The 23,971-nt window shown below is 30.5% G+C and carries 20 protein-coding genes and 4 pseudogenes; 1 reads left to right on the top strand and 23 read right to left on the bottom strand.

The genetic code is table 11. The annotated features are described in order from the left end of the window. Nucleotides 1-309: 309 nt before the first annotated feature. From C7D97_RS01005 to C7D97_RS10650, 9 genes are all read right to left on the bottom strand, one after another. Nucleotides 310-1,356: a sensor histidine kinase gene (locus tag C7D97_RS01005; protein ID WP_004816329.1), complete on the bottom strand. Its 1,047-nt coding sequence runs from the start codon at nt 1,354-1,356 to the stop codon at nt 310-312. After that, entirely contained in the window at nt 1,349-2,032 is a 684-nt protein-coding gene (locus tag C7D97_RS01000; RefSeq protein ID WP_004816327.1) for a response regulator transcription factor, read from the bottom strand. The genes C7D97_RS01005 and C7D97_RS01000 overlap by 8 nt, the downstream gene beginning before the upstream one ends. Nucleotides 2,033-2,955: 923 nt before the next feature. Then, nucleotides 2,956-3,228, bottom strand: coding sequence for a type II toxin-antitoxin system RelB/DinJ family antitoxin (locus tag C7D97_RS00990; protein ID WP_004812197.1), 273 nt, complete (start codon nt 3,226-3,228; stop codon nt 2,956-2,958). An 80-nt stretch (nt 3,229-3,308) separates the two neighbouring features. Next, nucleotides 3,309-3,533: a helix-turn-helix domain-containing protein gene (locus C7D97_RS00985; RefSeq protein WP_004816332.1), complete on the bottom strand. Its 225-nt coding sequence runs from the start codon at nt 3,531-3,533 to the stop codon at nt 3,309-3,311. A 2-nt stretch (nt 3,534-3,535) separates the two neighbouring features. Continuing rightward, nucleotides 3,536-4,057: a DUF2975 domain-containing protein gene (locus C7D97_RS00980; protein WP_105300321.1), complete on the bottom strand. Its 522-nt coding sequence runs from the start codon at nt 4,055-4,057 to the stop codon at nt 3,536-3,538. A 22-nt stretch (nt 4,058-4,079) separates the two neighbouring features. Then, a complete protein-coding gene (locus C7D97_RS00975; RefSeq protein ID WP_105300320.1) occupies nt 4,080-4,550 on the bottom strand; it encodes a hypothetical protein in 471 nt (156 codons plus the stop codon). 149 nt (nt 4,551-4,699) lie between these two features. Then, nucleotides 4,700-5,299, bottom strand: a complete 600-nt coding sequence (locus tag C7D97_RS00970) for a DUF4143 domain-containing protein (protein WP_240308871.1) — start codon at nt 5,297-5,299, stop codon at nt 4,700-4,702. 255 nt (nt 5,300-5,554) lie between these two features. Then, a complete protein-coding gene (locus C7D97_RS10655; protein ID WP_240308870.1) occupies nt 5,555-5,830 on the bottom strand; it encodes a hypothetical protein in 276 nt (91 codons plus the stop codon). Nucleotides 5,831-5,881: 51 nt separating this feature from the next. Further along, nucleotides 5,882-6,118 (bottom strand): flavin reductase, encoded by a 237-nt coding sequence (locus C7D97_RS10650; RefSeq protein ID WP_240308869.1) that lies wholly within the window; start codon nt 6,116-6,118, stop codon nt 5,882-5,884. 607 nt (nt 6,119-6,725) lie between these two features. On the opposite strand from C7D97_RS10650, the gene C7D97_RS00960 reads away from it, so the two are divergent. Continuing rightward, the gene (locus C7D97_RS00960; RefSeq protein WP_105300319.1) at nt 6,726-7,949 is read left to right on the top strand and encodes an IS110 family RNA-guided transposase; all 1,224 of its coding nucleotides are present in this window, start codon (nt 6,726-6,728) and stop codon (nt 7,947-7,949) included. A gap of 726 nt (nt 7,950-8,675) precedes the next feature. On the opposite strand, the gene C7D97_RS00955 is transcribed toward C7D97_RS00960, so the two are convergent. The 14 genes and pseudogenes from C7D97_RS00955 to C7D97_RS00885 all read right to left on the bottom strand — a co-directional run bounded on the left by C7D97_RS00955 (nt 8,676) and on the right by C7D97_RS00885 (nt 23,970). After that, entirely contained in the window at nt 8,676-10,094 is a 1,419-nt protein-coding gene (locus tag C7D97_RS00955; protein ID WP_105300318.1) for an AlbA family DNA-binding domain-containing protein, read from the bottom strand. A gap of 80 nt (nt 10,095-10,174) precedes the next feature. Further along, the gene (locus C7D97_RS00950) at nt 10,175-11,002 is read right to left on the bottom strand and encodes a CD1107 family mobile element protein (RefSeq protein ID WP_105300317.1); all 828 of its coding nucleotides are present in this window, start codon (nt 11,000-11,002) and stop codon (nt 10,175-10,177) included. Nucleotides 11,003-11,016: 14 nt separating this feature from the next. After that, nucleotides 11,017-11,238, bottom strand: a pseudogene (locus tag C7D97_RS00945) (stalk domain-containing protein); the annotation flags it as partial. A gap of 18 nt (nt 11,239-11,256) precedes the next feature. After that, nucleotides 11,257-11,759 (bottom strand): annotated as a pseudogene (locus C7D97_RS00940) (DNA cytosine methyltransferase); the annotation flags it as partial. A gap of 295 nt (nt 11,760-12,054) precedes the next feature. Next, a pseudogene (locus tag C7D97_RS00930) lies at nt 12,055-13,347 on the bottom strand (MATE family efflux transporter). 457 nt (nt 13,348-13,804) lie between these two features. Next, on the bottom strand, nt 13,805-14,212 hold the full coding sequence (locus C7D97_RS00925) for a DUF1492 domain-containing protein (protein ID WP_105300316.1): 408 nt from the start codon (nt 14,210-14,212) through the stop codon (nt 13,805-13,807). A gap of 89 nt (nt 14,213-14,301) precedes the next feature. After that, nucleotides 14,302-15,281 (bottom strand): annotated as a pseudogene (locus C7D97_RS00920) (nucleotidyl transferase AbiEii/AbiGii toxin family protein). Beyond that, a complete protein-coding gene (locus C7D97_RS00915) occupies nt 15,274-15,885 on the bottom strand; it encodes a DUF6088 family protein (protein ID WP_105300315.1) in 612 nt (203 codons plus the stop codon). The pseudogene C7D97_RS00920 and the gene C7D97_RS00915 overlap by 8 nt, the downstream one beginning before the upstream one ends. A gap of 74 nt (nt 15,886-15,959) precedes the next feature. Continuing rightward, on the bottom strand, nt 15,960-16,820 hold the full coding sequence (locus C7D97_RS00910) for a CD1107 family mobile element protein (RefSeq protein ID WP_105300314.1): 861 nt from the start codon (nt 16,818-16,820) through the stop codon (nt 15,960-15,962). Nucleotides 16,821-16,834: 14 nt separating this feature from the next. Beyond that, nucleotides 16,835-18,418 carry a stalk domain-containing protein gene (locus C7D97_RS00905; protein WP_105300313.1) on the bottom strand — a complete coding sequence of 528 codons (1,584 nt, stop codon included), beginning with the start codon at nt 18,416-18,418 and terminating at the stop codon, nt 16,835-16,837. Then, nucleotides 18,405-18,644 carry a hypothetical protein gene (locus C7D97_RS00900; protein WP_001080402.1) on the bottom strand — a complete coding sequence of 80 codons (240 nt, stop codon included), beginning with the start codon at nt 18,642-18,644 and terminating at the stop codon, nt 18,405-18,407. The genes C7D97_RS00905 and C7D97_RS00900 overlap by 14 nt, the downstream gene beginning before the upstream one ends. Nucleotides 18,645-18,658: 14 nt before the next feature. Next, a complete protein-coding gene (locus tag C7D97_RS00895; protein ID WP_105300312.1) occupies nt 18,659-21,238 on the bottom strand; it encodes a C40 family peptidase in 2,580 nt (859 codons plus the stop codon). Between the two features lie 7 nt (nt 21,239-21,245). Continuing rightward, nucleotides 21,246-23,648 carry a VirB4-like conjugal transfer ATPase, CD1110 family gene (locus tag C7D97_RS00890; protein WP_420807423.1) on the bottom strand — a complete coding sequence of 801 codons (2,403 nt, stop codon included), beginning with the start codon at nt 23,646-23,648 and terminating at the stop codon, nt 21,246-21,248. After that, nucleotides 23,560-23,970 (bottom strand): PrgI family protein, encoded by a 411-nt coding sequence (locus C7D97_RS00885; RefSeq protein ID WP_105300310.1) that lies wholly within the window; start codon nt 23,968-23,970, stop codon nt 23,560-23,562. The genes C7D97_RS00890 and C7D97_RS00885 overlap by 89 nt, the downstream gene beginning before the upstream one ends. Between the last annotated feature and the right edge of the window lies 1 nt (nt 23,971).

Below are 23,971 nucleotides of genomic sequence, written 5' to 3'. Positions count from 1 at the left end.
TTTTTGTTTTCATAAGTTCACTTCCTTTCAAAATCGGGTAAAAAAATAGACACCTCATTTTTTGAAGTGTCTACCTATTAAATATTCAAATTTTATTGGAAGTATCTTTATATCTTCACTTTTCAAGGATAAATCGTCGTATCAAAGCTCATTCATAAGTAGTAAATTAGTAGTAAATTGAGTGGTTTTGACCTTGATAAAGTGTGATAAGTCCAGTTTTTATGCGGATAACTAGATTTTTATGCTATTTTTTAAAAAATAAAAAAACACCTTAATTATGTAGTTTTATACATAATTAAGGTGTAATCCTCATTTATTTTTTAATCTTACAATGACAATAACTTCATTATTAGAACTTTCTACCTCTATCTTACCCTCATGTAATTCAATAATTTCTTTTGCGATAGGTAAACCTAAGCCAGATCCCACTTTTTTTGAATTTCTTGCTAGATTTAATCTAGTAAATTTGTTAAACATATTTCTTATCTGCGCTTCTTCTAGTGTATCGGCCTTGTTAATAATTTTTAATATTACACACTTATACGTTTGATATATTTTAACTTTTATCTCTGTATTTGCATAAGAATATAAGATTGCATTTTTTAAAATATTCTCTAAGGCTCTTTTCATTTTATTTGGATCGACATTTACAAATATTGAGCCTTCACTTGAGATATTTATCTTATGATTATTCTCTTTCATCATAGGATAAAGCTCATCTCTTAATTGTATTAAAAAATATTCTAAATCAATTTTTTCTTTATGAATACTAAATTCACCATTATTTAATCTAGCAATTTCAAAAAATTGGTTTATAAGATCTTCTAATCCTAATGCTGTTTCTAATAATTGTCTAATATATTTCTCTCTTTGCTTATTAGGCAAGTCTTTCATTTCATCGAGCATTGATAAATATCCAATGATAGATGTCAAAGGAGTTCTTAAGTCATGTGCTAAGTAGGTGATTAAATCATTATCTTCATTTTCTCTTTTTTTAAGCGTATATTCTATCTCTTTTTGTTTAAATTTTAATCTATTTATGGAATCTTCTAAAGTTTTATAAGGAGTCGGGAAACTAACAACATTCTCATCCAAATCGTCTATTTTTTTGCATAAGTCAATATAATCTTTCTCTAATTTTGAAAATTCTTTTATTATAATAATTAATATCCCCAATAATAAAATAACAAAAAAAATCAGATCCAATCTATTAACAAAAAATTCGTGTATTTCATTATTAAATCTAAAAATATTGCTATCTATTGCAAGCATACAACTTAAAACTATAATTAAAAATATAGCAATTTCTTTTATCAGCTTTTTCAGAATACTTTCAAAGTATTTATCTTTATCCAATCTTATAACCTACCCCCCAAACAGTTGTTATTATATTATTTTTTTCTCCTAATTTTTCTCTAATATGCCTAATATGAACTGAAACCGTATTGTTTTTTATATAATATTCATCCGGATATATTTTATAGAATAAATCTTCGGATCCTAGTACTTCAGATTTTTTCTCTAGTAATGATTTTAAAATAATAAATTCAATAGGAGTTAAATCAATTTCCTGTCCATCAACTAAAACTTCTCTTGATTTGATATTTAAATCCACATTTTGATAAGTTAAAATATTTCCTGTACCTTCTTTAGTTTTTAAATTATAATTATTGTATCTTCTTAATTGAGCCTTTACTCTAGCAACTAACTCTCCAGGTAAAAATGGTTTAGTTACATAATCATCCGCTCCAAAGGTTAAGCCCTTAATTTTACTTGACTCATCATCTTTTGATGTAAGCATAATAATTGGATAATTAAAAGACTCTCTAATCTTTTTGCATAAATAATATCCATCTTTATCAGGTAACATAATATCTAAAATCGCTAAATCAAATTCTTCTTCCTTAATATATCTAATTGCTTCCTCTGAACATGTTGCCTTTTTTATAATATAATTTTCATTTTCTAGATATATCTCTATTAAATCTAAAATACTTTCATCATCTTCTACTACTAATACTGAGTAATTCATAACTAAATTTCCACCATTTTAAATCTATCACTTTTGTCAAAACAACTTTAAAAAAATAAAGAAATTTTTTAATTAAAAGAATCAAGAAGAACAATACAACATCCTTTTAATGAATTAAATATATCTTTCTAAATTTCTTAAATCTATAATTTTTGATTTAATATACATTTCTTTCGTTGTTTATAAATGTCTACTTATAGATATTGTACCATTATTCTTTATCTCATTTCAATATCTATATCTACTATATTGATAATAGATTGTCTTTGCTGTCATCACATATACTATATCTTTTAAAAAGTTTTCGTCTGTTCTAGCCTTCTAATCGTCTTTTCTTTTTCAGACTTCAAATCCAAAACATTTTAGCTTTGTTGGTTTAATAACTTTGAATTTTGTTGCATTTATTTTAATCCTAACTTCTTTTCTATACATTGGTTACTAAAACTATTACTCTATTTGCCACTACACTGTTTGCTACTGTTAGTATACTGTAATCTACATATCTAACCAACCTTAATATCATATTCATGTTCATCAAGTCAGGTCGTTCCTCTCTTCCACATATCTCCATGTGAAATTTCAGGATTGCTATGGAATTCGTCGACAAATACGCTGTTTAGGGACTTTCACCCCAGTATTGGAACTTGCCCCATCATACAATACAGTAAGCAGACAAAAACCTGCCCCTATAATCTTTTACCTTTCTATGCTTTTATCATTTTTCTTCTTTTCATCCACTTTCATATCCCCTTTAGTCTTAAATTTCTTTAATTTCTCTATTGTTGATATTTTTGCTTTAGTATGCTCTTTAGCTTTTAATAATTTGGCAGAGTATACTTTTAGACTTGTGTATTCCTTATTATCTTTTCCTATGCTTTTTAGCTTGCTTTAGGTCTTTTTTAAATTTACTTGTAAACTTTATCTTATACTTCAAGGGCTTTCCTCAAGTCATCCATATTGTCATAGGATTTCACATTCGTATCTTTAGCTATCATTCTTCCTTCTTCAATCGCTTTTATAGTTTCATCACTTGGAACATTAAGTTTTAAATCAAAAGGAATGCCACTTTCTCTAATACTCGCCCTTAAAAACATGTTAATGGCAGTAGTCATATTTAAGCCTAGACTGGAGTAGATTTTTTCGGCAGCTTCTTTTATTTCTTTATCTGTTCGTATATTCAAATTTGTTGTAGCCATTTCCCCATCTCCTTTGACCTTATTATATGACCAAATTTGTGCGTAGTCAATACACTGTCATTATATTTTATGCATTAATTTTACTGTTGATATTCTTCATTATCATACTCAAGTAAATCACCTGGTTGACAATCAAGCTCCTTACAGATGCTAGCTAAAGTATTAAATCTGATACCTTTGGCCTTTCCTGTTTTTAATATTGATAAATTTGCTTCGGTTATTCCTATCCTTCCTGCGAGCTCTTTTGATGTCATATTTTTCTTTTTTAATACTTGATCCAGATTTATAATTATTTGATCCTTCATTTTCAAATTATACTTTCCGAATCTTCTTTTAAGGATTTTCCCGAATTAAATATCATCATTGATGAAAATGCTATAACCATCAAAATTATATTCGTTAAATAATCCTTAATAGTTAAATTAAAAACACCGCTAATATTGTCCACTTTAAGATAATTGAAAACTAGCATAGAAATAATTTGACAAATCGTCAGAATTATAAGTGCTATTAATATATCTCTCGAATATTTTGAATTTAAGTCTGAAAAATAATCTTTCTTCTCTAAATTCACTAAAATCTTCTCAAATTTATCCAATGAGAAACCAGCAACAATGAATATCATAAGAGCACTCAAGCATGAATAAATAATAAAAGGAAGTGAAACTTCTTGTAGATTAAATTGATTAGATTCAACTACTTGTATTACATCATCTTTAAAAATCAGAGTTAATACACTTCCAAGCAAGGTAAAACCTGCTCCTAAATATGAAATATGTCTTACAACCTTAGATAATATAATCGCTATTTTAAAAATAAAACTCTTCATAACTTCTCCTCAACACTTTCGTTTATCTATTATCATCTACATCTTTCCATTCTTGTACTTTATCTTTCAGATCATTTAAATCTTCTTTAGAAAGTTCCCAGGTTAATGAAGATGGAATCATGGGCATTCCCTCCATTGTAATATATGGATAATTTTCATAAATGTAAAAATCTATCTTTGTAGCTTTTTTATCCTCTCTCTTGCTGGTTAATATGAAATGGTAAGACTCTATTGCATCATCTGGTATTTCTTTAAAATAATTGTCGAAGTTTTTATCATTAATATTTGCTACGCTCATTCCTGTTAAATTGCCAAAGTAGTCTAAAACTTCTTGTTCTTCTGTCTCAACAATTTTTTTATTTTTAGAATCAAATATTTCAATCTTTTCTTCTTTTTTACTACTTGTTTGTTCTGTTGTAGTATTTGGACTACAAGAAGTTAAAACTATAAGAAAAACAAGAAAAATAGCCATTATTAAAAATTTTTTCCTCATTATGATCCTCCCATCGAATTATTGTAAAACGATAATTATCTTTGATTATTATTGTAAAACAATAATTATAATTTGTCAATATCATTCGTATGACTTAAAACTTATCAAAGTCTTCTTGCGTAGCTACTACTTTGTATTTATATTCATCGTTATTCTTTATAAATTCTTAAATCACGGATGCATAAGTTTTCAAATAAAAATCCCATGGTATTTAAATCATCTAGTAAATCCTTAGGACCTATGCCTAATGATGCCGTTGCGATGGATGGGTCTGGGAAGTATCTGGTATCTGTTGATCTTATAGATGTTTCCGACCTTAAATTTGGATTCCAAGCTGGGGAATCTTCTATTACAAATATTTTTCTTAGAGCATCAAGGTAAGAATAAAGGGTCCCCTGATCAAATGTATCTGATTGATTAGCTAACATATCTTGCCTAATAGTTTCTATCGAACTTTGTGTGCCTACATGTTTTGCATAGGATTTCAGTAGCCTTTTTGCCTTTTCTTTATCCCTTTTTACCGAGCCTACTCTACTAATATCGGTAGAAACAACAGCATCAAAGTAATCTATAGCTTGGAATAAGGATGGTTTTTCATCTAAACCAATTGCTTTTGGCCATCCACCTCTACATATAAAAAAGGCTATTTTTTCAAGACTGGTTTCAGAAATCGCTGAGATGTTTTCTCCTTTAAATAAATCCCTGAGAGAAATCTCTCCACTTGCATCCTTTGATTCATATAAACTCATAGGTCGCATTAGAAGTCTAGAAATTCTACCCGTACATGTATGCATTGAGTCATCAAATTCATTAGGTACTGCTGAACCAGTTAATATAAACTGACCAAATTCATCCCTATTATCAATCTCATAAGGAGCCTAGTTTTCACTAGATTTCCCAATGGTTGGTATAGAACTTAAAAAAGGCCAAGAACTTCTTATAAAAAGAATCTTGGTCTTTAGGTTTTAAATTAAAATCTAATTCCATTTTTTAACTAACGATATTTATTTAAGTTGTAAACCGTCTTTAAAAGCATTGCCAACTCTTCCGCCCACTTTGTAATATCCCATAGTAAATGGATCAAAAGATATAGCTTCAATGGAGTCAATGTCAACCTTGCCATCTTTTAGATGAGCTTCTTCAACAGATGTTCTAAGTACTTTTCCGATTACGCCGATACCTCTTTCGCTACCCTGGTACTCAATAAATTCACATTCAATGGCAATTGGAAATTCATTGATTATAGGAGCGTCAACTAACTCAGATTTTTCAAAAGTCATCTTGGATTTTGCAAACTTTTCCGGATCTTTTTTTCCGCTTACAACACCGAATCAGTCAGCTTCCAACATGTGTTTAGCATCTGCAATGTGGACTACAAATCCCTTTCTAGCTTTTATATTTTCAACTGTCTTGTGAGTTTCAGATAGATTTAGTGCAACCATATCTCGGCTTAACATAGTTCCCCAAGCTGCATTCATCACGTCTACACTTCCATCTTCATTAAAAGTTGAAATCATAAGTACAGGCATAGGAAAAACAGCTTGGGTGGTCTTAATTTCTTTCTTCATAATAATCTCCCTTCAATTTATAAATAGTTTTATTGTAATTTTATTCGTAAATTTATTTGTAATTTTACTATAACAAAGAATTTATTATTAATCAATGATTGTAAAATTAAATGCGACACCTCAAATAAATAAAAAACTCATACTAACTTCGTGTAAAATGTTAATGACGACAAAAATACACGCGGAGGTTAATGTGAGTTATAAACATCTTACATTAAATGAAAGAAATAAGATAGAGGTTTTAAAATCAAGTAGGGGCTAATTTATAGCCCCTCTCACACCACCCGTACGTGCCGTTCGGCATACGACGGTTTAATATTTTCTTGTATCATATTATTTATTACTGATGTTTCTATTTAACTTTATTCTTTAGTACCATAAATAGTGTAAGAAAGAAAATTATTTCTATCTTGCGCTATTTTTGTATAATGAAGATGTAGTATGACGAAGGGGTTTTAGGGTTAGAATATCCGTTATACAAACTGTCAACTACCTCTTCATTATTCATATTCGGTTAAGCAGGTTGGGCAAAAAGTCCGTGTCACGAGCTAAAATGAGTGTAATGGTGCAGGTAGGAACTACAAATTAAAAGAAAGAGGGTAATAAAATGATATCTATAGGAATAGATATAGCAAAAGAGAAGTTTACAGTCTGTGCACTAGAACAAGGTAGCAAAATCATTTGGAAGCCTTTTGATGTCCATCTTAAGAAAACAAAAGTAGAAGAATTTTTAAAGAAACTAGATTCATTAAACGAAGAAGTAAAAATAATCATGGAAGCAACAGGTAAATACCATCTTCCAATCCTCTATGAATTAAAAGACAAAGGATACTTTGTAACTGTGGTAAACCCTTTGAAAATGAAACAGTTTTGTCGAGTACTTAACTTTAGAAAAGCAAAAAATGATAATATAGATGCCATACAAATAGCAGAATATGGCTTGATGTACTGGAAAGAATTACAAGAATACAAAATAGATTCAGAAAATTTCAGAGTCCTAAAAGAATTAAACAGATCCTATCAGCACTATATGGACTTAAGAATAAATCAAATGAACTTCATAGACCAAACAATAAGTCAAACATTTCCAGGAATAAAGAAATTAATTCCACACGCGTCAGGAGACTTTTCAAAAGATAAACTATTAGACTTCTTAGAAAGATGGTGGCATAAAAACCTAGTATTAGAAAAAACAGAAGAAAAATTCATAGAAGATTTTAAAAACTGGGCAAAAGAAAAGAGATACCATCCTAATGCTGATAAAGCTAAATCCATATACAAGCTCGCAGAGGAAAGTATCTCAACTCAACCTTCTAATAGCTCATATATAAAGACTAGCATACAAGAAGGAATAGAATTGATAAAACATATAAATCAAATTCTACATACTATTTTATCACAAATGATAGAAATTGCCGAGCCCCTAGAAGAATATCAAGAAGCAAAAAAATTCTCAGGAATATCAGATAAATTAGCAGTACAAATCACAGCAGAGTTTGGAGACTTATCAAAATTCAAAAATAAAAAAAGTTTAATATCTTTTGTAGGAATAGATTCACCACCATATGAATCAGGGAATTTTAAAGCAGACCAGAGAAAAATAACAAAAAGAGGCAATGCAATACTAAGAAAAGTAGGTTATCAAGCTATGAAATGTATGATGAGTGCAAAAGATCCTGAAAATGTAATATATCTGTATATGGTAAAAAAAGAAAAAGATGGGAAAGCAAAAAAAGTCTGTAAATTTGCAGGATTAAATAAATTCTTAAGAATATACTATGCAAAAGTTATGGCATCAAAACAAGAGAAGATGTTGTTAAAAGTAGCCTAGAATTAAGGATGCAATAGATAAACAAGCCGATCGTAGCCGGCTTATTTGCTGTGCTCAAATTTAAACTCAAAATAACAAGTAGAAAAGTAAAATTAATTTGCTTTTCTCCTTGACTTTTGTTAGCAGGTTTTTGTATCCGAACCTTGAGAAATGAATACGTCATTCCTTGTGTTCCATCAAGTCATAGTACATCCTTTTCAAATATTACAATAAATATCGTTCCTCCCTTCGCTCCATTTCTATTACAGAAACTTCTTCACTACTATGGAGTCTGCTGACTTCTCACTATTCGTTGTTACTACTGCCTCGCTAGTGAGACCTCACGGGATAAGCCCTAATACTTTCATCGTTTACTTGCAGAATTTACGCCTTGGGTTTACGGTTACCTTTTGGGTCTTTGCTATCTTTGGCTAGCTTGCCCACCTGTTACGCCTTGTATTCTGTTCCTGTTCGTCAAGCCACGATTTTGCTACCCATTCTTCTCTCCTAGATGTCGCCATCTAAAACTTGCAAGTCGCTATTAGATTCGTCGGTAACTACGCTCTGTAGGGAATTTCACCCCAGCATTAGAACATGCCCGTCATACAAGAAATACCAGAGCTAGTATAGTTCTAACTCTGGTATTAGGTACAAATTTGTGGGGTCACCTTAGATTTCTCTCTCGCTCAAAGTTTTTCTCCTGAATATCGTATTATTTTCGGGAGAATTCTATTTTCTTTTTCAACTTTATTTGTTTACTTTCCAATATCCATCTTTAGCACTGCCTATATACTCTATTGTTTTTTCATCTGTGAGAATTTTTAAATCTCTTTCTATCGTGCTTACAGACACCAATAATATATGAGATAATTCAATTGTTGTTATGTTTGAATTTTTTTTCATAAGTTTCACTATCTTATTTCGTCTATCTTTTGGTTTTAACTTTTTACCGTCATTTTGACCTTCATTTTCACCCTCATTTCGCCCCTCACTTTGACCGTCATTTTGAGTGTCATAATTTAAATTCTTTAGAATTGTAGTAAAAGAAGATTCTGTTGACTTAAACTCTGGTTTTAATTCTTCTTTATAATTTTCTTCTGCTTCATAAGCTTCTATAATTTTCCTAAGTCCAGATCCTCTCCTTTCCATTAAATCCATCCTAGCAAATACATCCGCTATAATTGGGTTTCTTCTTATTGAAGATACGTTTAATGGATTGAGATCTTGCACAAAAGTCCCATCATACATACCACCAGGAGAATATATTTCTAACCTGTCATCATAAATATCTACATGGACTTCACTACCTACTACAGAATAATCTCTGTGAATAAGTGCATTTACTAAGGCTTCCTGCACTGCTCTTTCAGGATATTCTGGATATTCTATTCTATAGACTGGACCTTTTTTCCACATCTTTTTAGAATTTCTCTTCACAAAGTCTAAAGAAGCTTTTAAAAGATAAATTATATTTCCTTCAAATTCTATATCATCTAAGGCATCCATTCTCCCATTAGCTTTAGTAAGCCCATTCCACCTAGTACAAAATACCCTTGACTGATAAACTTGATAGTTATCTGCAAATAAAGCTCCTGCTATGGTTAGATTTCCCTCATCATTTACAAGTCCGAAAGATTTCAAATCTTTATCTTCAAATTCTTTTTCAGTCCTATTTTTATATTCTATACTAAGCTCTTTAAATCTCACATCTTCTAATCTTTTCTTTGATTCTAGTGAGTCATAACTTATATGTTCTCCTTTTAGTGATAGATTAAATAGGTCTATTCTATTTGCAGGGACACTTTGATTTCCTACTCTTTTGTAGGCTGTTCTCGTTCCACCATCTACTACAAAATATGGAGTGTTTTTCCCAGCAAATACACTTAAAATCAATATAACTTTTCCATCAAATTCCTTGATTTCCATATCAAATTCTGGATTCGGATCCATTTTAATTTTTATGATTTCAGAAATATTTTCAGAAACTTCTTGATAGTCACTAAGTCCAAGAATTGTGTTATCTTCTTTTACTCCAAATATTAGCTTCCCACCTCTACCATTAGCAAAGGCTGACACAGATTTTAACCAAGACTTTGGTTTGTTCCTTTCTAATTTTTCTTTTTTGTCATATAGATTTGTTTCTCCTAAATAATCTTTTAAGTTCAAAGTATCCCTCCTCTCTGGCAAACATTATATTTAATTATACCATATTTTTGTATTGTTTATTCGATAATAGGACTTGAGATTTATAATAGTTCATCGTCATCATCTTCTGACTCACTAATATAATCCTCATCATCTTCTTCAAAGTCTTCCAACATTTTGTCTTCCTTAGCTTTGGCTACCTTAAAACAGTATCCTGCTCCTACAACTCCTCCAATTACAAGTGCAACAATTAGAAATGAACCTATTCCGCTTTTCTTTTCTTCTTTTACTGGAACAGTCTTAGGTTCTTCTTTTTTTACTTCTTCTTTCTTAGGCTCTTCAACCTTTATAGTATTTTTATCTTCTGATTCAATCATATTAAGTAGGTCTTGTTCTCCTACTTCTGTCAATAGCCTTACATTATCTTGATTTGATGAGTGATCCACTATTAAGTGCATAGTTTTTCCACTTTTAGTTTGAAATGTTAAAAATTGTCTTACATCTACTGGATTTTCTTTATCTTTATCTTTTTCTGTATCTCCACTTGGTGTAATATCTTTTCCATTCCTATCTACATTTTCAATTACTGAACCTCTTGCCTTATTTTCCCCAGTCGCAAGATTATTTACTGCCTTTGTATTACCACCTTTTACAAGTGGTGTTTTCTTAGGAGGATCATTTGAAGGCTTATTTGCTTCACTTGTATTTCCTGGTATTCTTGGAACATCTTGATAAGGAATCTCTTCTTTTGACGGTGTAAAAACATCATCTTTCAACATTTTTTCAAATTTTTCTTTTTGTGGTTCATAGATTGATTCGTTTTGACTTTCTATCTGTCCTTCATTTGTCATAGTAAATGTAGCTTTTGGTACTGTAAATGTAAAAAGGAGTAACGCTATGGCTACTCCTCGTTTAATGCTCTTATTCATTTTTCTATCCTTTCTTATTTTACATTTTTAAATACATAGACTGCTTTTCTAGTATTGTCCCATTCTATTGTTTGGTTTTTACCATCTTTAATATCTCCATGACTTGCTCCAAAAGTTTTTGCAATGTTTGAAATTGAAGCATGGATTCTTCCATTTATAATCACTGGCTTAACATCTGAATTGTAGACTTTTCCATCTGAATCTTTCATAACACTAGTATCAATATTTAATCTTAAACAGTCTCTTTCTGTTTAATACCTATACCTACCATTTCCAATATCTATTATTCCAGAATTTGGTACTCTCATCTGTTTTGTAGAAATAGTATAAGAAAAATCTTTAATCACTTTTAGTCGCCCCTAAAACTGTTATCTATGCCTTTATTTAAAAATTTCAGCATATAAGGTTGAGTCATTGTGTAAAGTCTACTTACATCCTTTTCTAAAAATTCACTTAATGGTCTTGTTTCTGTTCTATCCAATTTATCAAAAGAAAAGTTATTTGCCCCAAGAAATGAAACAACAAATATCTTCTCCCTTTTTTGAGGTATGCCAAAATCCATTGCATTTAAGATTTCATATTTGCTTTTATATCCAAGGTTTTCTAGCTCTTTTAGATAAATAAAAAAGGAGTCCCTCATATTTCTATCAAGGACTTCCTTTACATTTTCCCAAATTATCCATTTAGGTTTATCTTTCATTTCTTTAATTATTCTAATTGTTTCAAATAGTAGGCTTGATCTAGTTCCTGAGTTTTTACTCCTCCATGCTTTTCCATAGCGCTTATGAGTCTCAGGGTTTCTTTTGTATTTTTCATAAGCTTTGTTGTATTCTTTCTCATGTTCCTTACAAAATCGTCCATCAACTAACTCTGGACAACCTGGATGTGAACATGGTCTCTTAGGTTTACTTGGCATTTAAACACCTCTAAATATTAAAAGCCTCGAAGATTTAATCTCCAAGGCTCGTTTTATTATTCTTTTGCTATTTTAACTATACTACATTTCTCTACTCTTATTCTATCAACTTTACTCTCATTTAAATTGATTAAATTCAAATTTTAAAATTTTTACTGAAAATTATTTTTGATTCCAATTGCTTAGAAACGCTAAGAGCAAATGGAACCGTAATTATTGTTGTCAATACATCCGATATTGCTTGAGCATATATCACACCATCTAATCCCATCATTTTGGGTAATAGTAAAATAACTGGGATAAATACAATGCCTTGTCTTAGGGAATTTAAAAAAGCTCCAGCCAATGCTTTACCTATTGCTAAATATAATGTTGCATAGGTAAATTGAAACCCAAATGTTATAAACATAATTACTGCTGCTCTTAAAGCTGGAATTGCTATCCTCAGTACATCCTTATCTTTCCCAAATATTGATAATATACTTGGTGCAAATAAATATATAATAGCTGTCCAAACTATACAAAATAGAGTCGTCCATTTTATGCTCGCTTTCATTGCTTCTTGTACTCTTTCATAATTTTTAGCTCCGTAATTAAAACCTGCTATAGGTTGTAATCCTTTCATATATCCTGCCACTACATTTGTACCAAGAGTTACTATTCTAAGAACTATTCCCATTGCTGCTATTGCTTCTTCTCCATGAAAAGAAGCAGCATAAGATATTTTACTTATTGCTATGGTTTGCAAAATCTGAAGTATTAATAGAGATATTCCTATTTTTAGTATTTCTTTATAAATTGCAACTGTAGGTTTGAAGTTCTGTATTTTAATTTTAATTAAATTTTTATCTCCAATAAAGTAAATAAGATACATTAAGCTAGTTATAACTCTAGCTATTAGTGTTGCAATTGCAGCACCTTTCACTCCCAAATTTAATTTAAAGATGAATATTGGATCTAAAATTATATTTGATATAGATCCTACAATCATTGCTTTCAAGGAGATTTTAGCTGCTCCCTGTGAAACTGCTAAATTCCCTAGAGTAACATTCACAGCTCCTAAAACTCCACCTATTATAAACAGACTAGTATATGTTTTAGCAAGTTCCATAATAACTGGAGTCGCTCCCATAAACTTCATCACACTATCTAAAGAGTAAAATAACACAATTGCTAGTATTATCGCCATAATAGCGCTAGAAAATAAAGAAACTGTAGCTACAATATTTGCTTCTTTGTTATTTTTCGCTCCTAATAATCGTGAAATATAAGAGCCTGATCCTGCTCAAAATGTTAATCCTATTCCTAAAAAGATAAGTTGAATTGGAAATGCAACTGAAACGGCAGCTACAGCTTCTTTCCCAAGTCCCGAAACAAAATAGGTATCTACAACATTGTATAACGCTGCTACCAATAAGCTGATAACCATAGGAATCCCAAGCTTAAAGAGTGCTTTATCAATATTTTCTTCTTTCAATATTTTTATTCTATTTTCATTCATTTTATTATTCTCCATTTCTCAATATATAACTTCCAATATTTATGCAAGAAAAAAAGGCATAAATACAATACAGCATCTGCCTTTTGCTTGAAAATATAACAAAAGGCTACAAACAAAACATTGCCAGTAGCCTTTTACATTCAGTTATATATCGAGAAATGCACACCAAAATAAAGCCATATCAATGACTTGACTGTATATTTCCCGATGAAATCTTAAATGCAATCTATTTGCTATACTCTGTACAATGTTTCATCGGTTTTATTTGTACAGAGTATAGCTTGTTCTTAGGATGGTTTTTTAATGATGTTTTCATATATATATCCTCTCTCTTCTATATTTTTCATTATAGCATAATCTGAACTATATTTCAATTTGTCCAACCCTAAACACTAATTACTATATTTTTCAAAGCCTTACTATGCAATCTAAAAATATGCTGAATTGAGTAATTCATTTCAACTGCTATCTTCTCCCAAGTATTAAAACAAAGATATCTTTTTTCAAGCACTGTTTGTTCCTCTTTGTCTTTTAATGCAAAAATTGAATTAGCTATTTCCTTCTTCAAGTCCACCAACTTATCTATGTCCCTATTGATTTCTTCTTGAAGATCAATAATCTTTACGATTGTGTCCTCAAGTTTAGATGTCCCTCTGTTAGGATTCTTAGGCATATCGGATAAGGTTGATGTAGCTTTCGTAGCTAGGGCATTTAAACTTTCAACTTGCTCCAGCTTACTATTAATTCTTTTGTCTAAATAAAGAGCTTGTTTTAAATATTCTTTTGCATTCATTTCTTACCTCCATAAATAAAAAAAGAGCGAAAGATTTCTCTCTCGCTCAAAGTTTTTCTCCCGAATATTGTATTATTTTCGGGAGAATTCTACTTATTAATTTCTTTTTCTAGTTCTTGAAGAACTTTTATAACCTCTTCAAAGTTGGGATAGTCTCCATAAATCATTTCTGCCATAGCTTTATAATCTTTTTCTATTTCAGAAAGTCGGTAATCTCTTGGGACTAACCTTAGTCTACCATTTAATGCATCTTCATACCTTGCCCACTCTCTAGGGTAGAATTTCATTTTAAATTCAGTCACTTTTTTTAGTAATTCTTTATCCTCTAAGGCATTATTTTTATAATCTGAGTTTGCTATTTTGTATAGGTCATAAAAGTGTCTTGCATATCTGTGGGGCATAGGAGAAGATTCTGGTCTATTCGCTTCATGATGAAGTATAGTTGCCTTTTCCCAAAAAGTTCTCTCTGCTGATACTGTTCTTATATTAGTTTTTTCTTTAAATATATTTGGGTAGACTTCGCTAATTATCGGCAAAACTTCAACATCAATTGCAGGTGTCCATGCTGCAAGGCTTCCTATTTCAAGCCTTATATTTTGTGTTAAATAATTAGATTCAAAGATTTTAGGATATTTACATAGAATTGTGGGTCTATTGCATCTATTGAAAATTCAAATTCAAAATCCTTTAAATCTTCTTCTAAAATTTTTACAAATTCATCTCTTAAAAATTCTTCTGTCTTTTCATTAACTTCTTTGTTGAATTTATCTTGCTTGGTATTTGATCTTTCTATCCATGGTTCTTTTTCTTCATATCCTAATACTCTCCAATCTAAGATTAGATCTATATCTTCAGAAAATCTTTCTATAAGTCCAAAACATTTTGAAAGTGATGTGCCACCCTTAAAAGTAAAATATTCTTTCCATTTATTTTCATTAAATAGATAGTCTAAAATAAAAGTAACCCAATAGTCCTTTTCAATAACTGCCTCAGATATATTTTTCTTTCTTGCAGTATTTACTATTAAAATCCTTAGATCTTCTTTGTTTTCTACATAAAACTTATTCATTTTGACCCTCACAAATTTCCCTTATTACTTCATATATCCATGCTGGCACTGATTTTGATTCATTCATTAAGTCTGTTCTTTCTTTCTCAGTTAAGTTTTCTCTTATCTTTTGTATAACTTGATCATTGATATTTTCTTTACCTAAAGACTTAATTGCTTGAATTACAGTCGCTGTCTTCAAAGACATATTAGCAATTTCTCCCGGATTTACTTTTTTAAATTCTAAAATTGTATCTCCAATTTTATATTCCTTATATCTTCCACTAGATATATATTTATAGTGAGTTGGAACTTGTGTTGAAAGTCCTAATAAGTTTAAGGCTGTACTATTATATGGTGCAATATTCCAATTGTATTTTCTTGCTATGGCAAGTGCTAACTCGTGAATTGATACTGCTTCGTACTCTCCGATTAATTCACTGTATATTGGATTATAATAGAATCCATTAATTACTCTTTTTATTTTATTTTCACTAACTAGTTGATTTAAAGTTCTACGAACAGTTTCATTTCCTGCTATATCTAAGAAATCATTGTTTATAAAAACTTTTCTGCTATCAAAATCATTAATTCTATTTTTTATTTGATCTAAATAGGAATTCATTTTGCACCATCTTTCTCCCGAATATTGTATCATATTCGGGAGAAATAATCAATTTAGATTAAATTTTCATATCCTTATAATAGTTCATCATCTTCATCTAAAGATTCTTCATGACTTTCTTCATTGTCAGATTCATCTTCTGACTCGCTAATATAATCCTCATCATCTTCTTCAAAGTCTTCCAACATTTTATCTTCTTTTGCTTTGACTACCTTAAAATAATATCCTGCTCCTATAACTCCTCCAATTACAAGTGCAACAATTAGAAATGAACCTATCCCGCTTTTCTTTTCTTCTTTTACTGGAACAACCGTAGGCTCTTCTTTTTTTACTTCTTCTTTCTTAGGCTCTTCAACCTTTATAGTGTTTTTATCTTCTGATTCAATCATATTAAGTAGGTCTTGCTCTCCTACTTCTGTTAATAGCATTACATTATCTTGATTTGATGAGTGATCCACTAATAGGTGCATAGTTTTTCCACTTTTGGTTTGAAATGTTAAAAATTGTCTTACATCTACTGGATTTTCTTTATCTTTTTCTGTATCTCCACTTGGTGTAATATCTTTTCCATTCCTATCTACATTTTCAATTACTGACCCTCTTGCTTTATTTTCCCCAGTCGCAAGATTATTTACTGCCTTTGTATTATCACCTTTTACAAGTGATGTTTTCTTAGGGGGATTATTTGAAGGCTTATTTGTTTCACTTGTATTTCCTGGTATTCTTGGAACATCTTGATAAGGAATCTCTTCTTTTGATGGTGTAAAAACATCATCTTTCAACATTTTTTCAAATTCTTCTTTTTGTGGTTCATAGATTGATTCGTTTTGACTTTCAATCTGTCCTTCATTTGTCATCGCAAATGTAGTTGCTGGTACTGTAAATGTAAAAAGGAGTAACGCTATGGCTACTCCTCGTTTAATGCTCTTATTCATTTTTCTATCCTTTCTTATTTTACATTTTTAAATACATAGACTGCTTTTCTAGCATTGTCCCATTCTATTGTTTGGTTTTTGTCATCTTTAATATCTCCATGACTTGCTCCGAAAGCTTTGGCAATGTTTGAAATTGAAGCATGAATTTTTCCATTTATAATAACTGGCTTAACATCTGAATTGTAGACCTTTCCATCTGAATCTTTCATAACACCAGTATCAATATTTAGTCTTAATGTCTTTTTAGCTAAGATATTATTCTCTTTATTGGAGAAAATGGCTTCACGAGTAGAGTTGTCATACTCAACATTAAAACCAAGAGTATAGGCAATATATCTTACTGGAATCATAGTTCTTCCTTGATCCACATAAGTTTTTACATCCATGTAGACTGTTGTCTTACCATCTTTGTTGATAATGTTATAGAAGTTTTTGTCTACTTGGAAAACTGCAAATTCTTTTTCATCTTTAACTTGTTTTTTACCTTGTTGTTCCTCTTGCTTTTTCATCTTGTTAAGATCAAATTGGTTTAGGATGTTCTTATCATCAGCTTTCAAATGTTCGTCCCATTTTTTATCTTGAGATTTATTATCTTCTTTCTTCTCTTTATTTTCTTTTTGGAGTTTTAGAAGTTCATCTAATTTCTTAGAGAAGTCTTGGTTTATATTTTTTTCTTTTTCATCTTTAGCCTGCTTTTCAAGTTCTTCTTTAGCTTTTTTATTTGCTTCCTCGATTAACTTCTTTGCTTCTTCAATTTTCTTATCTAATTCTTCTTTTAGCTTTTTAATTTCTTCTTCAGAAGCTTTTTGTTTTTCTTCTAACCCTTTAATCTTCTCTTCTAATTCTTTTTTCGTATTTTCAGAAGATTCTTTTAAGCTATCAATAGCCTTTTGAATCTCTTCAATTTTCTTAAAGCATTCTGACTTAGTCTTTTCTGTTTCTTTCTTTTTATTCTCTAATTCTTTTATCTTATTATCTTTTTCATCAAGAGCTTTTTCTAAGTCCTTAATTTTATTATCTTTATCCTCAATTTCTTTAGTCCTCTTTGCAAGTTCCTCTTCTAAAGACTCGAGCTTTTCTTGCATTTCTTTGATTTTATTTTCGTTTTTGTCGGTCTTTTCTTTCTCAGCTTCTAACTCCCATTTTGTAGATGAATAATCTTCTTTTAATTTTGCATTTTCATCTCGTAATCTTTTTAATTCATCTTTAAGCTGAGTAATTTCTGCTATTAGTTCATCATTATTGGAGTTTTTAAGATCCTCAATTTCTTTATTCAATTGAGCAATCTTATTATCTTTATCTCTAATTTCTTCTTCAAGCTTAGCCTTTTCTTGTTTCAGTTTCTCTCCATTATCTTTGCAAGATTCTAACTTTTCCTTTAATTCATCTATCTTTGATTGGTCTTCTTGTTTCTTATCATTTAAGTCTTTGATCTGATTTTCTAAATCACTAATTTTACTTATTGAACTTTCTATCACTTTTTTACTACCATCTGTATCATCAGCTTTAGCTAGTACATTAGTAGTTGAAGTTGATGTTAAAACTAATAAAAGAGCCATAAAAAAGGCTCTTAGTCTGTTCGTATTAAATTTCTTCATTATGAATGTTCTCCTTTTCTTTTAATTTTTCTTCTCTTTTTCTATCATTAATTTTCTCCATTAATTCTTCCAAACTAATATTGTTCCTCCTAAGAGTTACAATTATTTCTTCATTTTCAACTTGTATTTCTTCATCGCAAATTTCCTTGTATTTTGCATTTAAATCTTTCAATTTCTCTTCTATTTTTTTCTTTTTGTTCCTAATACTTATAAGTTTCCTGTTCACATAATATCTCCCTTCTATCTTGGTCTTCCAAAACCATAAAAGTGTGATTTCCAATATTTTGAATTTATTGATGTGTATTGAATTGGATCTCCTGCATGAATCATCATTCCGTTACCTGCGTATATTCCTACGTGAGATATTGGAGTTCCACTGTTATATGTTGAATGGAAAAATATAATATCTCCAGGTTGGGCTTCACTTGGACTAACTGGATTACAATAGTCTTTGTATATTCTCCATGCAGTTGTTCTTGGCATTCTCTTTACACCAGACTTTGTAAATGACCAACATACAAAACCTGAACAGTCAAAGTTAGATGGTCCACTTGCTCCAAACACATATCTTTTGCCTATATGTTTTTCTGCTTCATTAAATAAGGCTTTGGCAGTAGCTGAATCAAAAGCAAGACCAGGATTTCCAAAGTTTGGATTGTCTACTATTTCTCCTAAGTCCCCATTACCTGATCCAAAAACATCTCCCATATTTCCCTTAGCTTCAAGAAGAGCTTCATAATGAACTACATTGTCTGGATAATCTTTAAATATTTCCCTAACAACTTCATCCATTTCTTTTTTCTTTAAAGTTACAATTAACTTTTTATATTCGTACTCTTCTTTTTCATAGCTAGTATAAGGATTGCCACGACTATCATATCTAGTTTTTGCTACTGTTCTTGTTCTAATTTCAATTTCTTCCTTAAAATCAAGCTTATACATCTTATCGAAAAGTTCTTTTAAAATTCCTTTTACTTCAGATGCTGATTTCACTTCTCCACATCTTGAAGTTATATAGGATAAAAGTTCATGGGTATTATGACCAATTTCTTCTTCTTTGTTTATGATATATTCGTCATATCCAGGATGACTTGTCTTTACACTTTCCATTTGTGATTGTAGGTCATATTCCATTGATGAAAATTCTTGATTAACTTCACTTAGAACTGTATCTTGTGATAGGTATGTTGTTGTCATTACTGAGTTAACAGAGTTACTTAATCCACTCATACCAACACTTCCACCACCAATCATGATTGATAGCATAAGACCTAGTCCTATTACTAGAAATAGAATCATCTTACTTTTTCTTACGATTAGTTCTTTAGAAGCCTTACCTAAACTTAAAATAGCCTTTTTAACTCTATCTACAAGTCTTGTTTCGTGCTTTTTAGCTATCATGCTTTTCATTTGTTTTCTTTGGTAAAACTTCTTAAATCTATTTTTCTTTATATAGGATTCTGACTTTTTTAAATCTTCCAAGCCACTTTTAAACTCCAGCTTGCTTTTTCTCTTTCTTATTTTCTTATCAAGTTTAGATAGCTTTTTTAAGGACTTTTTCTTTTTGTCTAGCTTATATTTCCTTATTCCATGCTGGAGTTTAGAGCTTACATTAGCGGCCTTTTCTCCAGATTCTACGCCAGTATTATCAGATCCTGAACTTAAATAATCTCTCACTAATTCTGAAGACTTAGCTCCAGATAATAAAACTCCAGAAGATAGACTTCCTTTAGTTTTATTCTTTAAGATATTATCCTTTAGCTTGCTTTTAGACTTTTCAAGCTCTCCAATCTTTTTATCCGAGATAAAATCTTTAACATCTTGTGATTTCTTAGAATCTTTAGTTGTAACTTTCTTAGATTCATTTTTTAATTCATCGATTTTCTTTCGAGTGAATTTATCACTTTCATAATTTTTTCTCTTGTAGTAAGTTTTCTTTTTATTAACTTGCTTTTGTTCTGAAGCTTTAAGGCTTGTTTCCTTTTCATCTTTTATAAATTCAGGATTGTTGTCTTTAACCTTCGAATTGTCAAAAGTTTTATCTGTATCAACTTCGCTTAGCTTATTTTCTTTATCTATTTCATTAGAAATTTTTCCCTTATCTCTAAACTTTTTTTCTTGATAAAGCTTTTGCTTTTGCTTTTTATCGATATTAGTATTACTCTCGTTCTTGTTTTCTTCATCTAAAACAAGCTTATCTTTTCTATATACTCTCTTGCTTTTCTTTGCTTCGATAGGTTTATCTTCACTTGTGTGGATTCGCTTAGACTCTTTCTCGTTGATTTTGTCTTGGAATTTATCCTTACTATGGATAAGTTTATCCTCGTAATTTTTGATAACTTGTCTTTTACTTGATGCCTTCTTATTGCTTATTGGTTGAGCCTTAGCTGAAATATCATCTGTTGTTAGTTTATTAGAATTAATATTTCTACTGTTTTCACTATCAAAGTTTACTTTTTTAAAGTCTACATCTAAGTCTTCATCAAGTTTAAAGCTTTCATCTGTCTTTATTTCAAGATTAGCTTGTTTTATTTCTTCAGCCTTATCCTTATTATCTAAAACTTCTTTTCTGATTCTTTCCTTGTTTTTAGCCTTCTGAAAGTCTTTTAGTTTATCTTGTTTTTGATCCTTAGATAATACATTCTCATGGATAAGTTTAGATTCTTTTTCTGAAATTTTATTCCCGAACCTATCCTTAGTTTTAATTATCTTATTGGTATAATCATCTGAATGAACAAGTTTACTATCAATATTTTTTTCAGGAGCGTCCCTATTTCGTATAATTTTCTTTTGAAAATCTTTTTTTAGTTTTTTATCCATATCACACCTACTTAGCTTCTTCTGGTTTTGTTGTCATCAGCTTATATAACATGGTGTCTTTAGGGAATTTATCTATAAATGGAACAATAGTATTTCCAAAGAATAGTAGTCCCTCACCTGCATTTGAATTAGTTATATAGTTTAGCTGATAAGGTGATATTTTTAATTTCTTAGCAAGTATATCTCTATCTCCAGATGCTTGATTTAACATTAGAACAAAGTCTGTATTATCAAAGATATTTTCAATTTCCTGACTTGTTAAAAGGTCTTTTACGTTTTGAGTTATGCCTGTTGGAATACCGCCCCATTTTCTAAATCTTTTCCAGATTTCTACTGAATATGAAGCAGTTTGTGGGTCTTTTAATAGAAGGTGAAACTCGTCTATATAGTATCTTGTAGACTTGCTCCCTCTATTTAAGGAAACCTTGTTCCAAACCTGGTCTTGAATTACAAGCATACCTATTTTTTTAAGTTGTGTTCCTAGCTCTTTTATATCAAAACAGAGCAGTTGCCTATTTAGATCAACATTTGACCTATTATTAAATACATTAAGACTTCCCTTAACATAAATTTCCATTTCTGTTGCTAGCTTTCTACCAACTCCCTCTTCTTGAGATAGGAGCATATCGTATAAATCTCCTAATATTGGCATATTTTCTGGTTTTGGGTCTTCAAAATATTTTTGGTATATCTTTGGTAAACACCTATCTATAACAGATTTTTCTGCAGCAGTAAGACCAGATCCTCCTACTACAAGTTCAAGCATAGACATTATGAAGTTTGCCTTATCTTTTAAAGGTGCGTCCCCATCTCCATAGTTCATATTAATATCTAGTGGATTTAGATAGTCCTTTGACTTTGCTGAAACTTTAATAACTTCTCCATTAAATTGTTTTACAAGGTTTGAATATTCGCCTTCAGGATCGCAAATAATTACATCATCGTCTGTTACAAGAATTGCATTTGCCATCTCTCTCTTTGCCGAGAAAGATTTACCAGAACCTGGTGTTCCTAATATTAGTCCGTTAGGATTTTTTAGTTTCTTCCTATCTGCCATAATCAAGTTTTGGCTAAGGGCATTTAAGCCATAATACAAGGAATTTGCCGAATCAATAAATAGCTCTTCTGTTGTAAAAGGCATAAAGACTGCCGTTGATGATGAAGTTAAAAATCTTTTTATTTCGACTTGATTGACTCCCAAAGGCAAGACAGAAACAAGTCCTTGTTCTTGTTGGTGAGATAATCTTTTTACCTGACAATTATGTCTATTAGCAATTGATGAAATTTGAGCAATAGTGTTTTCTAATTTTTGATTAGTCCTAGCAAAATTCATCATTACTATGGTAACTACAAAGAGCCTTTCATCTCTGTTTTGTAAGTCAGACAACATAGACTTAACATCAGCCCCAAAAGTATTTATATCTGAAGGAATAATATCCATATCATATCCAGCACGCACTGCTTTCTTTTGTTCTTCAATTTTCATTCTGTCTAGGTCTGTGTTTTTTCTCTTAATGAGTTTAATAGCTTCTGCTTGTTCAACTACATCTATATGAAAAGCTACATAAATATTGTCATCTATATCTAAAAACTCAGATAACATTCTGTCTGATAACTCACTCGCAAGTATTTGAAAATGGCTTACTGCTCCAATGAATTTGCCAAATTTAAAATTATTTGCTGGTGCAAAATTAAAGATATTGGGAGTTATATGTGATTTTGTAGACTCTTTCTTCTTCAAGTCTTTATATGAAAAACCAAAGTTCTTGTCTGGATTTAACATATCGTGAACAAGTCTTAGTCTTTCTTCGCCATCAAGGCTTTCTGCTCTTACTCCCATAGATTTAAAATTAGATAAAATATCTACTTCAAGTCTATTTAACTTTGCTCTTGCTTGCTCTAGGTTATCGGCTTCTGTGGTAAAGGTTATATACTTCATCTTTTTAAGTCCGTTATTCCCCTTTGCAAGTTGAAGCTTTAACATCTCCCTAAACTCTTTTCTTACATCGTCATAAAAGTCTCCCTTATCAGCAATTTTAATTGCATCTTGCAGGTCTTTATTTCTTCCTAATTGATTTACATATGAAAGTTCAATGTGGACACTTGGATCAAAAGAATTTAAAAAGTTGGCAAATTGGTTAAAGATTAAATCTCTATCTTCTTCCAATGCCAACTGGTAATTTATATCTTGAAATGAAATTGTCTTTGAATAATTTTTTTCATCTAACTGACAAATGCCCTCTGGTAACATTCTTATATATGGAATTGTATCCTCAACAGTAAATCTCTTCTTCTCTTTCTTTAAAAGTACACTTAGAAGACTATTTGTTGGATCTTTCTTTGTTTTTAGCTTTCTTACTTCCTTTCGGTATTTTTTTAATTGTTTTTCTCTTAGATTTAAGTCGCTGATTTGCTTTTTTCTTTGCTTCAAGGTATGCCTCCTTTCTTATTCTCTTAGTTGGTTGATAAAACTTATGAAGATAGAAAAATCTAAAATACTTTTCAAAAGTTAAGGTGTCTTTTTCATATAAGGTTATAAAAAAGATTGGCAGGGTTACTATTAGCATTACAATGATTGAAACATCATTAGCTAGATATTTTTTCATAAATAAATAAGTTGGTATGCCAATTAGTCCTGCCACAGAAAAACCTATAAGTTGTCTTTTAGTTAAGTTAAAGGCAACCTTTGTTTTAATCTTGTCCAAATCTTTTGGTATTGGTACATACGCCATT

The organism is Anaerococcus marasmi, assembly GCF_900290195.1.
In the GTDB taxonomy this organism is placed as follows: domain Bacteria; phylum Bacillota; class Clostridia; order Tissierellales; family Peptoniphilaceae; genus Anaerococcus; species Anaerococcus marasmi.
The sequence above is the reverse complement of the archived record's forward strand: the minus strand, read 5'-3'. Positions and strand labels throughout refer to the sequence as shown.

What these genes read in the sequence shown, in the direction of transcription:
- C7D97_RS01000 (WP_004816327.1), bottom strand. Translation starts at nt 2,032, where the DNA reads ATGAATTACTCAGTATTAGTAGTAGAAGATGATGAAAGTATTTTAGAT.
- C7D97_RS00990 (WP_004812197.1), bottom strand. Translation starts at nt 3,228, where the DNA reads ATGGCTACAACAAATTTGAATATACGAACAGATAAAGAAATAAAAGAA.
- C7D97_RS00985 (WP_004816332.1), bottom strand. Translation starts at nt 3,533, where the DNA reads ATGAAGGATCAAATAATTATAAATCTGGATCAAGTATTAAAAAAGAAA.
- C7D97_RS00980 (WP_105300321.1), bottom strand. Translation starts at nt 4,057, where the DNA reads ATGAAGAGTTTTATTTTTAAAATAGCGATTATATTATCTAAGGTTGTA.
- C7D97_RS00975 (WP_105300320.1), bottom strand. Translation starts at nt 4,550, where the DNA reads ATGAGGAAAAAATTTTTAATAATGGCTATTTTTCTTGTTTTTCTTATA.
- C7D97_RS00970 (WP_240308871.1), bottom strand. Translation starts at nt 5,299, where the DNA reads ATGAGTTTATATGAATCAAAGGATGCAAGTGGAGAGATTTCTCTCAGG.
- C7D97_RS10655 (WP_240308870.1), bottom strand. Translation starts at nt 5,830, where the DNA reads ATGACTTTTGAAAAATCTGAGTTAGTTGACGCTCCTATAATCAATGAA.
- C7D97_RS10650 (WP_240308869.1), bottom strand. Translation starts at nt 6,118, where the DNA reads ATGAAGAAAGAAATTAAGACCACCCAAGCTGTTTTTCCTATGCCTGTA.
- C7D97_RS00960 (WP_105300319.1), top strand. Translation starts at nt 6,726, where the DNA reads ATGATATCTATAGGAATAGATATAGCAAAAGAGAAGTTTACAGTCTGT.
- C7D97_RS00950 (WP_105300317.1), bottom strand. Translation starts at nt 11,002, where the DNA reads ATGAATAAGAGCATTAAACGAGGAGTAGCCATAGCGTTACTCCTTTTT.
- C7D97_RS00925 (WP_105300316.1), bottom strand. Translation starts at nt 14,212, where the DNA reads ATGAATGCAAAAGAATATTTAAAACAAGCTCTTTATTTAGACAAAAGA.
- C7D97_RS00915 (WP_105300315.1), bottom strand. Translation starts at nt 15,885, where the DNA reads ATGAATTCCTATTTAGATCAAATAAAAAATAGAATTAATGATTTTGAT.
- C7D97_RS00910 (WP_105300314.1), bottom strand. Translation starts at nt 16,820, where the DNA reads ATGAATAAGAGCATTAAACGAGGAGTAGCCATAGCGTTACTCCTTTTT.
- C7D97_RS00905 (WP_105300313.1), bottom strand. Translation starts at nt 18,418, where the DNA reads ATGAAGAAATTTAATACGAACAGACTAAGAGCCTTTTTTATGGCTCTT.
- C7D97_RS00895 (WP_105300312.1), bottom strand. Translation starts at nt 21,238, where the DNA reads ATGGATAAAAAACTAAAAAAAGATTTTCAAAAGAAAATTATACGAAAT.
- C7D97_RS00885 (WP_105300310.1), bottom strand. Translation starts at nt 23,970, where the DNA reads ATGGCGTATGTACCAATACCAAAAGATTTGGACAAGATTAAAACAAAG.